The organism is Spirosoma horti (assembly GCF_054776595.1).
Genome location: NZ_BAAHBQ010000005.1, coordinates 388678 through 401752 on the forward strand (window position 1 = coordinate 388678; position 13075 = coordinate 401752).

Below are 13075 nucleotides of genomic sequence, written 5' to 3' on the forward strand. Positions count from 1 at the left end.
TTGCTTAAGTAGGCCACAGCAATACAGTAGTTTATTTTTTATCCTGCTGACGGAGCCGGACGCCCGGCTCCGTCAGCAGGATAAAAAATAAACCAGTTGTAATCGACCACTTATTTTCCAACAAACGTATGGCACAAAAAGGCATTACGGATCAGGTTCAGCACGAAGCAAACGTCATTCAGGGAGAGGAAACGAAAGATAAGGTTTATGCCAGTCAGCAGACATTTCCTGACCAGGCCAGCGCCCAGGAAGCCTTCCGACATTCCGTTGAGAAATTGCTGAACGTGAATGGCTGGTCGGGCCTGTCCATGTTTACGGCTGATTTTGTTTTGCACGATCAGGCGGGTAAGCCCAAAGCGGGTGGCCCTCCGCAGGTCGGCGATTATATTCAAATACTATTGCCCGGCCCGATGCCCGAAAACTGGGTGCACATCGTTGACTTGGCTACAGACGAAAACCGGGTCGAGTTTACGGTTAAGCCCAGTAAAGATCCCCGAAACAGCCAATCCGACGAAGTGAAACACTTCTTTCATGTGGAGGCCAGCAGTACCTTTCGGGTCGAATTGTCGGGCAATACCATCACCGCATCCGAGATTGGGAAGCACGAAGGCATCAACAATGAGGGGCCAGAGGCTGGGGATCGCGCCCTGGTTAACACGCTGATTGCCGAAGGTGGCTGGCTATTTTACCAGAAACTTCAGTGGAAATTATTGACGGATTATTTAGTGAATCTATAGCTATCAAACAGAATCACTGACGGGCTCGATAAACACTTGCTTGATGCTGGGCTCGGCGGCCTGAATCGTTTGCCGAATACGGGCGACTCCCTGAATGAGGTCATCGGCTGACAGATTGGGCGTAAACGTAACCCGTTGAATAAGCACAATATCATTGACGCCCATTTGAAACGTAAGCGTTTGTTGGGCTTTCACCACAATCGGGTCGGCTTCTGTCAAGGCGACGGTTTGTTGCACAATCGCGGGGTCGGCTCCTTCGCCCATCAGTAAACTCTTGCTTTCGTGAGCCAGCAACAGCGCCACCGCCATGAGCAGGACGCCAATAAGAATAGACGCCAGCCCATCCAGATACGGATTGTTGAGCTGATGCCCCAGAAATACGCCCAGAAAGGCAATAATCAATCCCAATACATCGGAGCCGTCTTCAAATAAGACCACAAACGTAGATGGGTCTTTGCTGTCTTTAACGGCCGACCAGAATGGCTGATCGCCCCGTTGGGCATTGAAGGCCTTGAATGCGGTCACCAGCGATGCGCCATCCAGTACAAGCGCAACACCCAGCACGATGTAATTCCATTGCGGGTTTTCGATAGGTTCGGGGTGTTGTATATGCGTAATGCCTTCATAAAACGATACCCCGCCCCCCACGGCAAAAATGAGTAGCGAGACAATGTAAGACCAGAAATAAAGCTCGCGCCCATAACCAAAAGGCCGCTTATGATCGGCGGGCTTTTGGCTACGGTTCAGGCCTAATAGCAGCAGTATCTCGTTAAGGGTATCCACCAGTGAGTGAATCCCTTCCGACAGCATGGCCGAGCTGCCCGTTACGCCAGCGGCCACGAACTTGGTGAGGGCAATAGCCAGATTGGCCCCGAGGGCGGTATAAATTGCGGTTTTCGACGATGCCATACTGGTTCAACCGGTTTGAGGAACGGTATGTTTATGAGCGTCATCGGGCGTTGATTATCGGATTCGGTAGAGTAGGAGGTGAAGGGCGTCGGGCTGCCATTTCGTTTGCCAGCGCATCAGCGGTGGGGTCGCCTGTCAGCCGAAGTTCGGAGATAATCGCTTTGTAGTTAGTGTCGTCGCGGTTTTGGCTAAGTTTGGCTGCGCCCTGTATCGTGTCGATGGTCATCGAGAAGGCAACAAGGCCACGCATTTCTTTCCGTACATACCCCTCCGTCATGCTCTCGACCGATACGGGACAGGCTGATTTTGCCTCGTATTTGTCGACTTGCTGCCGTAAGAAATTCAGGGTTTCATCCTCCGTCAGGAGGCTTGCCCGGCCCGTAACCTGCACCGAAAGGTAGTTCCAGGTAGGCACATTGACGTGATCGTACCAGGACGAGGAAATATAACTGTGAGCCCCCGAAAATACGGCCAGCGAAGGCGTACTTCGAGCCAGAAGCTTCCCCTGCGGGTTGGCCTTTGCCAGATGTCCGACCAACGCAAATTGACCGTCGGCGGTGGGCATAAGCTCGATCGGCAGATGGGTGGCTACCGGAATTCCGTCGTCGCCGGTACTGACCAGTAAGGCGAATGAGTGGTTTCGGATAAACTGGAACAACGTGTCGCGGTCAGTTTCCTGAAAAGCTTTTGGGATATACATAATGAATAAGGTCTGTGATTTTATTTCCTGATACCAGCGATGCGATAAGGTAGGTCAGTACGGGTCAGGCGAGGTAATCAGGTAATGAACAATTCGACTGTCCTTCCTTGGGAATCGGTGCCAGCCGTACGGTTTGCAGGGGAATGACACCCGCCCAGGTCGGTAGCTCCTCATCTTCGGGCTCATCAATCGGACCACCCGAACGAACTTTGGCAGAGGCTTCGGCCAGCGAGAAAACGAGCACGGTGGTTTTACGCATTTCACTGTCTGTTGTGGGGCGCAGGTCATTCCAACGGCCCGGAATCAGGTGATCCGTGATGAGTGCCAATGCCTCCATACGCTCGGCTTCGTCGGTTACTTTCCGGGCATTGGCAAAAATTGTTACCGAGCGATAGTTGACCGAATGGTGAAACGCTGACTTGGCCAGCACCAATCCGTCCGTGAGCATGACCGAGATACAAACGGGATTCCCCTGCTCGATCATACGAATAAAATGACTCCCCACCGACCCGTGTATGTAAAGCTTGTCGTCTTTTCGGGCGTAGGCCGTCGGAATGGCCATTGGCTGTCCGTCAATCGAATAGCTGACGACACAGAACAGGGCTTCATCCAGGATGGGATTGATGGTTGCTTCGTCGTAATGGGCACGTTTGGCCGAACGACTGGGTGTTGTGCGGGCGGTTTGCATTGGCTTTCTTGTTTTTTATGTGACAAATGTCTTGCTTTAGTGGTCTATGTAAATCGTCCGGTTTTTATAAATAAACTAGTCCGGTTATGGTGCCTTTAAAATCCTTGATCCAACTCGATAAGGCATCGCCACTGCCTATTTTTGTGCAACTCAGCAATCAGTTGGGGCAACTGATCCGGGCAGGAACGTTGTTGCCAGGTCAACGGCTGCCCGGCACACGCCAACTGGCCAATCTGCTGGTGTTGAATCGCCAGACCGTGGTGGCTGCTTATGACGAAGGAATAGCACAGGGCTGGCTCGAAAGCCGCGCTGGTAGTGGAACCTATGTCGCGTCTCACCTGCCCGACGTAAAACCGCAACCCCTAATGACGGGTGATGAGCCCATCGTGAAAAACAGTGTAGCCAACGGGCAACCAGGCTATGACTTTGACAGACTTGACTTTCTGGTTCGGCCCGTGCTGACGATGCAGGCTGGTCTGCATCTGGACGATGGTTTTCCCGATATTCGGCTGGCACCGATGGACGAGTTGAGTCGGGCCTATCGATCCTATTTTCGGTGGGGAAATCCACAGAAGCACTTTGGCTATGGAGACACCAAAGGGCATTTGCTGCTTCGGGAACAGCTATCGCTGCATTTGAACGAAACCCGTGGCCTGCAAACGAGTCCTGATAATGTACTCATTACGCGGGGCAGTATTATGGGCCTGCACCTCGCCAGCCAGGTGCTGTTGCGGCCCGGCGACGTGGTCGTAACGGGCGAAACGACCTGGGCCGGTGCGACCATGAACTTCCGAAAAGCGGGGGCTACCGTACTGACTGTGCCCGTTGATGAACACGGCATCAACCTCGATAAGCTGGCTGATTCCTGCGAACAGCAGCCGATTCGCCTGGTGTTTGTAACGCCCCACCACCATTACCCCACAACGGTAACGCTTCACCCCAGTCGGCGTGTTCGGTTGCTGCAACTGGCTGAACAGTATGGATTTGTCATTCTGGAGGATGATTACGATTATGATTTTCACTACCTCAGCCGACCGATTTTGCCCTTGGCCAGCGCCGACCGCCGAGGCATGGTTGTATACGTCGGTTCACTGACTAAATCGGTGGCACCGGCCTTTCGAATTGGCTATGTGGTGGCCCCAACGGCGCTGATCGACGAGTTGGCCCGGTTTCGGCGCATCATTGACCGGCAAGGCGATCCGATGCTCGAATTTGCCCTTGGGCAGTTGTTCAAAACGGGTGATCTAAAGCGTCATTTTCGCAAAGCTTTGCGTACGTATCAGGCGCGTCGGGATCATTTTTGTGCGTTGCTGGCCAATGAGTTACCAAATGCAATTCAGTTTGCCAAACCGGATGGCGGGCTGGCCGTTTGGGCCCGTTTCGACCCGGCTATCGACATGGAAGCCCTGGCCACACGGGCCGCCCGGAAAGGGCTGACCTTGTCGAATGGGGTTTTCCATAACCCACCTGGTCAGCAGCTAAATGGAACGCGACTGGGCTTTGCGTCGAGTTCAGAAGAGGAACTGGAACGAAGCATTCAGGTACTGAAAAAAGTAGTTTACTGAGCAATGGAGGGACTACATCTTGTTTTCCTGTGCGCCCTTGATATACACGGCCGCATCGTCCGCCAGTAAAAACCGTTGTTCGACCAGTTTCTGCACCGACTTTCGGATGGCCTCCACGTAGCCCTGATGCGTTTGATAACGCTCCTGTATCGACAAGCGCGGGTCGTTGGTCAATAGTCGTTCGGCTTTGGTCGCCTTAAAGGGAATGTATTGACCTGCTCCTTCGCAACCGTCGTTCTCACCGTATTCGGACCGGCGCAATGCCCATCCAGTGGTGGTAGCAATGGGTACCGCAACGGAGGGCAACCGAATTCCAGCCACTTCATTGCCATCTTTATCGACCTTCGAAACGAAACTGACATAGCTGGGTCGCCCGGCGACAGTAGTTGGAAAGGCCGTTAAAATGCCCTGATCAGATGAGAGGCCAAAATCGAGCAGGAAGCGGGTGGTGACCAGGCCCGTGTAGGTCACGCCCGGAAGGGTAGGCCAGCCAAGCGCGTCCTGCGGCACCACCCCCGTTTGAGAGCCTGGTTGCGGTACGGCCACAACCGCCGTTTTGGTTGACTGCCGGGGTACCTGGCTGGCCGGTGGGGCTATACCGGTTGTCACCCAGGCATCCAGCGCCACAAAGAGGGCCCGCAAGGCCGGTTCGCCGTTGGTTGGGTTCTGGAATTGCTGACAGATGCCCTTACTGGTTTCATTACCTGTTCCGTGCTGTGCGCCGGATACGAGATAAAATCGAACGTTTTTGGGGTCCGGCAAATCCTGGCCCTTGCTGTCGGTATGCAACAGCGAAGCAGCTTTTACCCAATATTCGTTGGCGGAGTTGATTTCCATTACCTTCGGGCAGGTATTGCTGGCGGTGCACCACGCCAGACGCCCGGCGGTTTTTCCGGTAAGGGGGTCGGTCAGGATGGGGTAGGCGAAGGGGAAAACGCCTTCGGGGTACAAATGATTTTGGCGGTTTCGCTCCGTCCGCGATGGCTGGGCGAAGCGGTAGTTAAGGGCAATGCCACTGGCTCCGCCCAACCAGTTTTCAATGCCATCCAGCACCCGTCGGTTCTGCTCGTCGGCATTGAAACCCAGCGTCTGGAAATCATTGACATAGCGGGCAGGTTGCGAGACTGAATACGAAAACGTGTACTGAATGTCTTTGGCCAGTGGATTTCGATTGCCAAAATCATCGGTGGCCGCGTACCGCAGAAAGGAGACGAAATCGCGGGTAGCGGCAAAGCCTATCCCAGCCACAACGGGGTCTTTAGCGGTGTAATGGAACTCATAAATGGCACTTTGCCGGAAAGGCGTTCCGGCTGGTAACAACCGAATGGATTTATCGGTCGCGTATTCCCAGCCATCGGCCGGAATAATGGCAGGCTGATCACCTAACCGATCGCGCACCGTAAGTGTCGCTTTGGATTGATCCAGCGTGGCGGCTGGATACGCGAGCGAGTAGGTCAGTGAAGTTGCGTTGTCGAAGGAGATATATTCGTAGGACGGCCCGGTGATGGACGATCCGTCGGGGTTTCGGGCGATGGGTACGCTGATAGTGAGGTTGTTATTGGTCGGTGCTGCCGAAAAATCCCATCCGTTCCAGGCCAGGGTGTAGCCCCTGTTCATCAGGAAGCCCTCGCCGGCCTGGGCTGCGGTGGTTGGGTCGTTGCCGCCACTGCTTTTGTTGAACCCGCCAATGAGCTTGCCGCCCCGGTTATTTATTTCCAGAAAAAGTTTGTGGTTGCCCCTGCTGAGGTCGATGGGTTTAAGAATGTAAATATCCATTACATACGCTACCATACCGGTTGCATTACGCGGTGCCAGGGCAATATCCGTAATGAGTGCATTTTGCGGGCTGGTCGGGTCCAGCTCGCCATAGGCTTTGCCGCGCAGTTTTTCGTAAGCGCCCACGCGCCCAAACGCCTTACCCTCAAACGTGGGCGACTGAATGCTGGTGATCTCAATACGGATAATTCGCCCCTGAGCGGGCAACGCGAAGGCGATGATGAGAATCAGGGAGAAGCGTAAACGAGTGAGTGAAAAAGGCATTAGCGTATGGTTTGACTGATACTTGGTCAAAATAAAGAGTAAATCATTGACAGCTTTTACTGCTCCCGCTGCCACGCTCTATATTGGATGGGCATACAAACGGCGCAGGGCCGGTATCCTGCCTGAATGGCCTCGGCTTCATCCCGAAAAAAGACGCGGTTATCGACCTTCATGCGCTTGCCCGCGCGGCATGTCAGCAGGCCGTAAATTTTGCCGGGCCGATGGCCACCAAACCTGACCCGGCCCATACGCACAAGCCCCGTTAACGCTCGTAATCTGGAAAAGGGCGTTGGGCCCAGCTCGATGTGCCGAATCATGCGGCATCATGAAAGATCAACCCAATCGTAACGCGGTTTCCCGCCCTAACGTCGCTGACTCCATGCCGCATGGCCACACGGTAATGACCCCGTGCACTTTTGGCTGGTCTGAATTTGGTGGTAAAGAGCAGAATCTGCCCTTGCTCCGGTAGTAAAACAGTTGCTTTCGATTGCATTCGGGGACGTTGTTCGAGCAGAACGAACTCGCCACCCCTGTAATCCTTACCGGGTTGACTTAGAAATAAAACGGCCTGAAACGGGAAGTATAGTTCGCCATACATATCCTGATGGAGTGCGTTCCAGTCGCCCGGTCCGTATTTTAAAATCAGGGGTGTTGGGCGCGTCTGGCCCGCTCCGTGGCAGGTTTTGAGCCACTCGTCGAGGTCAGTTGGGTAACGCAGATTGATGCCGAGCTTAGCATGCCAGTCATTGGCTACCGGTGCTAACTCCCTGAATAACTGATGTCGAAGCGCGTCGATCGCGTGAGGCAATGGGTAATTGAAATACTTGTACTCGCCACTGCCGTATCCATGCTTCTGCATAACAATCGTTTTGCGGAACAAGTCTGGCGTATCGAACAGGTCGGCCATTTCCTGACATGCATCGGCCGATAGGACGGATGGCAACAGGGTAAATCCCGTTTCGGACAGAGTCTGTCGGTACAGGGGCCAGTCGAGGGTGGTCAAATTCATGGTCTAGCGCTTATTTATCGGTTTGGGCGGCTTCCCAGCCGAGCATGGCTTGTTTGCGGTCGACACCCCAGCGATACCCACCAAAAAGGCCCGTTTTTTTTATGACCCGGTGGCAGGGAATCAGATAGCCGATTGGGTTCGACCCAATCGCTGTTCCGACCGCCCGGGAGGCTGTGGGTTGCCCGATGTCAGTGGCAATCTGGTCGTAACTAACCAGTTGGCCCTCCGGGATTTTCAGCAGCGCTTCCCATACCTTGAGTTGAAATGTAGAGCCGCGCAGTAGAACGGGTAGCTTTGGCAACGACTGCGTGGTTTGTTCGCTGCCAACGGTTGATGCCGCCATTGACGGGAAGATCTGATCTGCCAACGGCTGTAGAGCCGCCGGATTGTTCTCATAGGATGCTTCGGGCCAGGCCGTTGTTAAGATGGCTTCGGGTTCTTCACCCGCGTTCAGGAAGTGCAGAAGGGCAATTTTTCCATTAATCGCGCCCAGCACATACTGGCCAAATGGACTCTCGAACAGCCCGTAGGCCAGCTTAAGGCCCGAGCCTGCCTGCTTAAATTGACCGGGTGTTACGCCTTCGATGGTTACAAACAGATCGTGTAACCGACCCGTCCCGGACAGGCCCGCTTCATAGGCCGCATCGGCCAAAGCCGCTCCGTTACGCAACCTTGTCTTGGCATGTTCGAGCGTCAGGTACTGGCTGAATTTCTTCGGGCTTACACCGGCCCATTCCGTAAATAACCGCTGGAAATGAAACTCGCTCAGATTCGCCTTTTCGGCCAGCTCACCCAGCGAAGGCTGCTGACGGAACGTAGCCGTTAATTGCTCAATAGCACGGGCGATTTGTTGATACGTATAGGGGCTGCTGTTGGTGTTCATGGTGTTTGTGTTGTTTGACCTGAACAAAGGTCGTAGGAAACAGCGTCGGGATAAACCCGATTCTTGCGGAGTTGGTGCGTATCACGGGTTGCTAACGTCACTTAAATCATTATAGGCCACTGACTTTTAATTACATCAGGCATAGTAATGGTTTTGTCGGCTACTCAGCATGGCCTTAAGAATCAACGGGCTAGTGAAGATAAACAGCTTTTTCGAGACTGGATACTAACCTATTTAATGAATTCGATTCGTTATCTTTGAGAAACATTGGTAACATCCCGTCGGGGTGTGCAAGGCCAGATAAGGCTCATCTGCGTATGAAAAAAGGGTTACTTCTTCTATTGTTTTTGGTCAGCACGCTGGTCGTAAATGGCCAAAAACGATTTGGTAATGAATGGATACAGGCGAGCCAGAAATACCTTAAATTATCCGTCAACCAGGCTGGTATTTATCGGGTTAGCTACGACGATATTAAGGCAGCCGATGCTTCGCTTCTCCTGGCAAACCCGATCAATTGGCAACTGTTTTTTAGAGGTCAGGAAATAGCCATTCGGGTTGTCGGTCAGCAGGATGGCGTGTTCGGTGCTCAGGATTATATTGAGTTTTATGGCGAAGGAAATGACGGTACCCAGGATTCCCTGCTTTACCGACCGCAGCAACGACTACACCCCTATCAAACCCTGTTCTCGGATAAGTCGGCTTACTTCCTGACCAGCGGTGCCACGGTGCCCGGTAAACGAATGCCCGAACTGAACACATCGTCGCAGGGCTCGTCGCCGGTTGCTTTTCACGTCGAAGAAACGGTGCAGGCGTTTACCAGTGAGTATACCTTCAATAACCTGAAAGGGCTGGAGCCTTACCTGCAGCAAAGCTACTTCGAGCCCGGCGAAGGCTGGTCGGGGCGTATTCTTACCCCTGATTCGGTAGGCATTGTTCAGATGAAATTGCCGGGACGAGTGTCGGCAAACTGGCCCATTTCGGTGCAGGGAATGATCAACGGCCGGGATAATACGATCCACCAGATACAGGTCCAACTCGATGCGGCAACAACGTCGTCGATAGCTCCTCTTTCGTTCACGGGCTTCGACAGCAAGACGTTTCAGGCAACCGTAAGGCCGGAGTCCATTCAGAACGATAAGCTTACGGTTCAGTTTAACGCGGCTAAAAACGGCTTTACCAACCATTATTCGATCACCTACCTGAAGGTTTCCTATCCGCAACTACTGGACATGGCCGGTCTGCCAACCAAAGTATTTCACCTGCCAGCCAACGGCAGTTCGACCGCACTCATGTCGGTGGCCAATGTACCCGCTGCATCGATTGTCTATGATGTTACGGACCGGGCTAACTGCCGTTTTCTAACGACACAAACCACCGGAGCGCAAACGCAGATTGTGGTCAGTGAAGCGGCCCGGAACCGGGACATACTCGTAACCAACCGCATCAATAAACCACTGGCTATTCAGTCGGTCAAGCTGTCGCCAGCTATTCCTAAAACAGCGGACTATCTTATTATCACACATGCATCGCTCCGGCAGTCGGCGGTTGCGTATGCCAGCTATCGGGCGTCGGCTCAAGGCGGAGGCTACAAGCCTTTTATCGTTGAGTCCGATTCGCTGTTCGACCAGTTCAATTATGGGGAGAAAAGCCCGTTGGCGCTTCGTCGTTTTGCGGATTATGTGCTGGCGAACACGGCCGTAAAAAACCTATTGCTGGTGGGGCGCGCAAATAGTTATCCCTATACAACCAAAACGGCAACGGATGACCTGGTGCCAACGGTTGGCTATCCCGGTTCCGATATTCTGATCACGTCCGGCCTGGGTAATTACCCGATCAATACGCCCTCTATCCCAACTGGCCGGATCAACGCGACTACCAATGAGCAGGTGCTGGCGTATCTGGAGAAAGTAAAACAACTCGAACAAGCAACGCCGAACGGACTCTGGCGGAAGCACATCGTGCACATTAGCGGGGGAAAAAGTGCGCCCGAAGCTGCGGGACTTCGGGAGGCATTGAAGGGCATCGGTACCATTTATAGCAATGGGCTTCTGGGCGGGCAAATCAGCTCGTTCAGCAAAAGTACACTCGACGAAGTAGAGCCGATCAACATCACTCCGCTGGTCAATGACGGGGTTAGTTTGATTACGTTTTTCGGGCATGCCGGACCCGCCGTCACGGACATGAATTTTGGCTTTGCTTCGCCCCCCGAAAATGGCTTTCGTAACCAGAATTACCCACTAATGATTTTCAATGGCTGTGGGGTGGGGGAGATATTCTCCAGTTTCAAAACCCTCTCGACAGACTGGCTGCTGGCTCCGCAAAAAGGCGCTGGGATTGTGCTGGCCCATACCTACTGGAGTTTTCAGCAACCCACCACTCGCTACCTGACAAAACTGTACAGCAGCTTGTATACCGATGCCAGCACGCTCAATGTGCCTTTCGGAAAAGTGCAGCAGCAACTGAATATGGCGCTGGAGAAAGAAGGCGTCGATCCCTACGATGTCTCGGTTATGTTGCAGATGCTCTTGCAGGGCGACCCCGCCATTAGCCTGTATCCGCTACCCAACCCCGATTTTACCATCGAGCCCAAAGGCATCTACATCCAGGCTAAAGTCGTTGGCAGTTCGCTTAAAAACAGCGATTCACTTCGGGTAGTTATTCCGCTGGCTAACCTTGGCAAATACGTGGCGGGGCAGGCGATTTCGCTGAGGGTGAAAAAGACGATCAATTCGGTAGCTACGACCAGTACAATTCGGTTCAACGCCTTCCGGTACCGCGACACACTGACGTATACGCTGGCTAAAGACGAGCGTTTGCAGAAAATAGAGGTGTCCATCGACCCCGATAATCAGGTTGTCGAGCTAAGTAAGACCAATAATAGCGCCACACTGGACATTGACTGGACACAGGCGCAGAGTAGCACCAGCTATCCGATTAATAGCTTACCAGACCGGATCAGCCCGGAAATCAACGTCTTTGTGGATGGGAAAATGAGGGAGAATCAGGCCGTGGTTGGGCTGCACCCAAGCCTGGACGTTTATGTTCTGGATGAGAATCCGCTCTCGCCAAAAGATACCAGTGCTGTGGATGTGTACCTGAAAAGTTGCGAAACCTGCACGCCCCAAAAGCTGGCGACGTCGTCCTTTTCGGTATCGGCGGTATCCGCAAACCAACTACAGATAACGACCAATTTATCGCTCGCAGCAGGCGGCCGCTATCAGCTCATCGTGTTTGGCAAAGATGCCGCCGGCAATCGTACGCAGCCGCCTTATACGCTTGCTATTGATGTATTAGCGGAAGACAAGCCAATTACGTTTGTGGCGTATCCGAACCCGGCAAGCACCTACGTAAAGTTCGAGTTAAACCTGAATGTGAAGGAGTTGCCGACAGAGTCCCGTTTATTAATCTACAATCAGGCGGGTGTGCCGGTCTTCGAGACTAATTTGCCCGTATCGACCGGAAAAAATTCGGTTCTCTGGCAGGGGACGGCGCCCGGCATGTACCTGTATTCGCTACGCTTAACGTATACAGATGGGCACACCGAACTGCATTCGGGCAAAGTTGTCTGGCAGCACTAAGGTACCCGGTTGCTCGCGATCAATACCCATTTTTGTCGTGTACCCGAGTCGATTTTGCCCTTGCCGATGCAATCGGGGGTTGACTGGCAATACGCCAGGGCTGCGTCTTCACGGTACACCAGCCCTACGTTCTGCGCATAGACCCGTTGGTATTTAGTTAAATTGATTAGCGTCGAATCGTTCGGCCCGACAACCGAAACGGTGTGATCGAACGTTAACTTACCCGCGGCAAATGGACGGCCAATGTTCTGGTATTGAAGCGTTAGCGTATCGGATGAGCCGTTATACGTATTGATATTCCAGGATGTAGTGGCGGAAACGGGGAAAAGTAAATTGATCGTCGGTACGTTGTTGTCCTGACTGACAACCTCCGAAAGGCTTTTATACACGGTGCGCGTGGCACTGATCTGCCAGTCATTTTGGGCTGATGGGCGGGTAGATTCTTCCAGTTGAAAAAATACCTGCCCATTTCGGGTAAATGAGCTGCCAATCTTTTGCTGAAGCTGAAAGGCCCGTGTGGTGGCGCCATTGGTGAGCGAATACGTCTCTTCGGTAACCTGATACACCCAGTAATCGCCGGTTTGAAGGGGATAATACGCCGAATCATCGGGAGCAGGATCGCTGTTCGTCTGGCAACCGCCTATGATGCCAAGTAAACCAAGAAGAATAAATACATTGTATAAACGACTGCTTTTACGCATGTTCAATTGACGAAGAGAATAGATTACCCAGTGGGGACACAGCCAGCGTTTTGACTGTACGTGATTTAATACGGATGCACGAAGATAGGTGGTTACGGGCTAAAATGTAACCTCAGGTCGGATCGAGAGTTAGTAGCCGGTTTAGTTAAGTAGGTGTTTGACGTTCGTGGGGTCAGCCGGGTCGCCGACCGTCCGCGGATGTGGTGCAATTCTTAAACCTGACCCCATGGTAAGCGACATTCGTTCGCTGGGCGACAACCGTGCA

General features: G+C 53.0%; 11 protein-coding genes. 3 read left to right on the forward strand and 8 right to left on the reverse strand.

Annotation, left to right across the window (positions count from 1 at the left end; translation table 11 throughout):
- Positions 1-128: 128 nt before the first annotated feature.
- The gene (locus tag ACYVAM_RS16665; protein WP_461068950.1) at positions 129-737 is read left to right on the forward strand and encodes a hypothetical protein; all 609 of its coding nucleotides are present in this window, start codon (positions 129-131) and stop codon (positions 735-737) included.
- 3 nt (positions 738-740) lie between these two features.
- Here ACYVAM_RS16665 and ACYVAM_RS16670 read toward each other — a convergent pair whose 3' ends face one another.
- The 3 genes from ACYVAM_RS16670 to ACYVAM_RS16680 all read right to left on the reverse strand — a co-directional run bounded on the left by ACYVAM_RS16670 (position 741) and on the right by ACYVAM_RS16680 (position 3034).
- Positions 741-1646, reverse strand: a complete 906-nt coding sequence (locus tag ACYVAM_RS16670; protein ID WP_461068952.1) for a cation diffusion facilitator family transporter — start codon at positions 1644-1646, stop codon at positions 741-743.
- Between the two features lie 40 nt (positions 1647-1686).
- Positions 1687-2346, reverse strand: coding sequence for an FMN-binding negative transcriptional regulator (locus ACYVAM_RS16675; protein WP_461068954.1), 660 nt, complete (start codon positions 2344-2346; stop codon positions 1687-1689).
- A gap of 64 nt (positions 2347-2410) precedes the next feature.
- Complete coding sequence (locus ACYVAM_RS16680; RefSeq protein ID WP_461068956.1) at positions 2411-3034, reverse strand: pyridoxamine 5'-phosphate oxidase family protein; 624 nt, start codon at positions 3032-3034, stop codon at positions 2411-2413.
- A gap of 86 nt (positions 3035-3120) precedes the next feature.
- On the opposite strand from ACYVAM_RS16680, the gene ACYVAM_RS16685 reads away from it, so the two are divergent.
- Positions 3121-4599 carry an aminotransferase-like domain-containing protein gene (locus ACYVAM_RS16685; RefSeq protein WP_461068958.1) on the forward strand — a complete coding sequence of 493 codons (1479 nt, stop codon included), beginning with the start codon at positions 3121-3123 and terminating at the stop codon, positions 4597-4599.
- Between the two features lie 12 nt (positions 4600-4611).
- Here ACYVAM_RS16685 and ACYVAM_RS16690 read toward each other — a convergent pair whose 3' ends face one another.
- From ACYVAM_RS16690 to ACYVAM_RS16705, 4 genes are read right to left on the reverse strand one after another with little or no spacing between them, the layout of a single operon-like run.
- Positions 4612-6639 (reverse strand): alpha/beta hydrolase domain-containing protein, encoded by a 2028-nt coding sequence (locus ACYVAM_RS16690; protein ID WP_461068960.1) that lies wholly within the window; start codon positions 6637-6639, stop codon positions 4612-4614.
- A gap of 56 nt (positions 6640-6695) precedes the next feature.
- Positions 6696-6956, reverse strand: coding sequence for an Ada metal-binding domain-containing protein (locus ACYVAM_RS16695; protein WP_461068962.1), 261 nt, complete (start codon positions 6954-6956; stop codon positions 6696-6698).
- Positions 6953-7648: a 2OG-Fe(II) oxygenase gene (locus ACYVAM_RS16700; protein WP_461068964.1), complete on the reverse strand. Its 696-nt coding sequence runs from the start codon at positions 7646-7648 to the stop codon at positions 6953-6955. The genes ACYVAM_RS16695 and ACYVAM_RS16700 overlap by 4 nt, the downstream gene beginning before the upstream one ends.
- A gap of 10 nt (positions 7649-7658) precedes the next feature.
- Positions 7659-8531 carry a methylated-DNA--[protein]-cysteine S-methyltransferase gene (locus ACYVAM_RS16705; protein ID WP_461068966.1) on the reverse strand — a complete coding sequence of 291 codons (873 nt, stop codon included), beginning with the start codon at positions 8529-8531 and terminating at the stop codon, positions 7659-7661.
- 317 nt (positions 8532-8848) lie between these two features.
- On the opposite strand from ACYVAM_RS16705, the gene porU2 reads away from it, so the two are divergent.
- Positions 8849-12109, forward strand: a complete 3261-nt coding sequence (gene porU2, locus ACYVAM_RS16710) for a putative type IX secretion system sortase PorU2 (RefSeq protein ID WP_461068968.1) — start codon at positions 8849-8851, stop codon at positions 12107-12109.
- Here porU2 and ACYVAM_RS16715 read toward each other — a convergent pair.
- A complete protein-coding gene (locus ACYVAM_RS16715; protein ID WP_461068970.1) occupies positions 12106-12810 on the reverse strand; it encodes a hypothetical protein in 705 nt (234 codons plus the stop codon). The two genes, porU2 and ACYVAM_RS16715, sit on opposite strands and share 4 nt — an antisense overlap.
- Positions 12811-13075 lie beyond the last annotated feature (265 nt).

What these genes read in the sequence shown, in the direction of transcription:
- ACYVAM_RS16685 (WP_461068958.1), top strand. Translation starts at nt 3,121, where the DNA reads ATGGTGCCTTTAAAATCCTTGATCCAACTCGATAAGGCATCGCCACTG.
- ACYVAM_RS16670 (WP_461068952.1), bottom strand. Translation starts at nt 1,646, where the DNA reads ATGGCATCGTCGAAAACCGCAATTTATACCGCCCTCGGGGCCAATCTG.
- ACYVAM_RS16705 (WP_461068966.1), bottom strand. Translation starts at nt 8,531, where the DNA reads ATGAACACCAACAGCAGCCCCTATACGTATCAACAAATCGCCCGTGCT.
- ACYVAM_RS16700 (WP_461068964.1), bottom strand. Translation starts at nt 7,648, where the DNA reads ATGAATTTGACCACCCTCGACTGGCCCCTGTACCGACAGACTCTGTCC.
- porU2 (WP_461068968.1), top strand. Translation starts at nt 8,849, where the DNA reads ATGAAAAAAGGGTTACTTCTTCTATTGTTTTTGGTCAGCACGCTGGTC.
- ACYVAM_RS16675 (WP_461068954.1), bottom strand. Translation starts at nt 2,346, where the DNA reads ATGTATATCCCAAAAGCTTTTCAGGAAACTGACCGCGACACGTTGTTC.
- ACYVAM_RS16695 (WP_461068962.1), bottom strand. Translation starts at nt 6,956, where the DNA reads ATGATTCGGCACATCGAGCTGGGCCCAACGCCCTTTTCCAGATTACGA.
- ACYVAM_RS16680 (WP_461068956.1), bottom strand. Translation starts at nt 3,034, where the DNA reads ATGCAAACCGCCCGCACAACACCCAGTCGTTCGGCCAAACGTGCCCAT.
- ACYVAM_RS16690 (WP_461068960.1), bottom strand. Translation starts at nt 6,639, where the DNA reads ATGCCTTTTTCACTCACTCGTTTACGCTTCTCCCTGATTCTCATCATC.
- ACYVAM_RS16715 (WP_461068970.1), bottom strand. Translation starts at nt 12,810, where the DNA reads ATGCGTAAAAGCAGTCGTTTATACAATGTATTTATTCTTCTTGGTTTA.
- ACYVAM_RS16665 (WP_461068950.1), top strand. Translation starts at nt 129, where the DNA reads ATGGCACAAAAAGGCATTACGGATCAGGTTCAGCACGAAGCAAACGTC.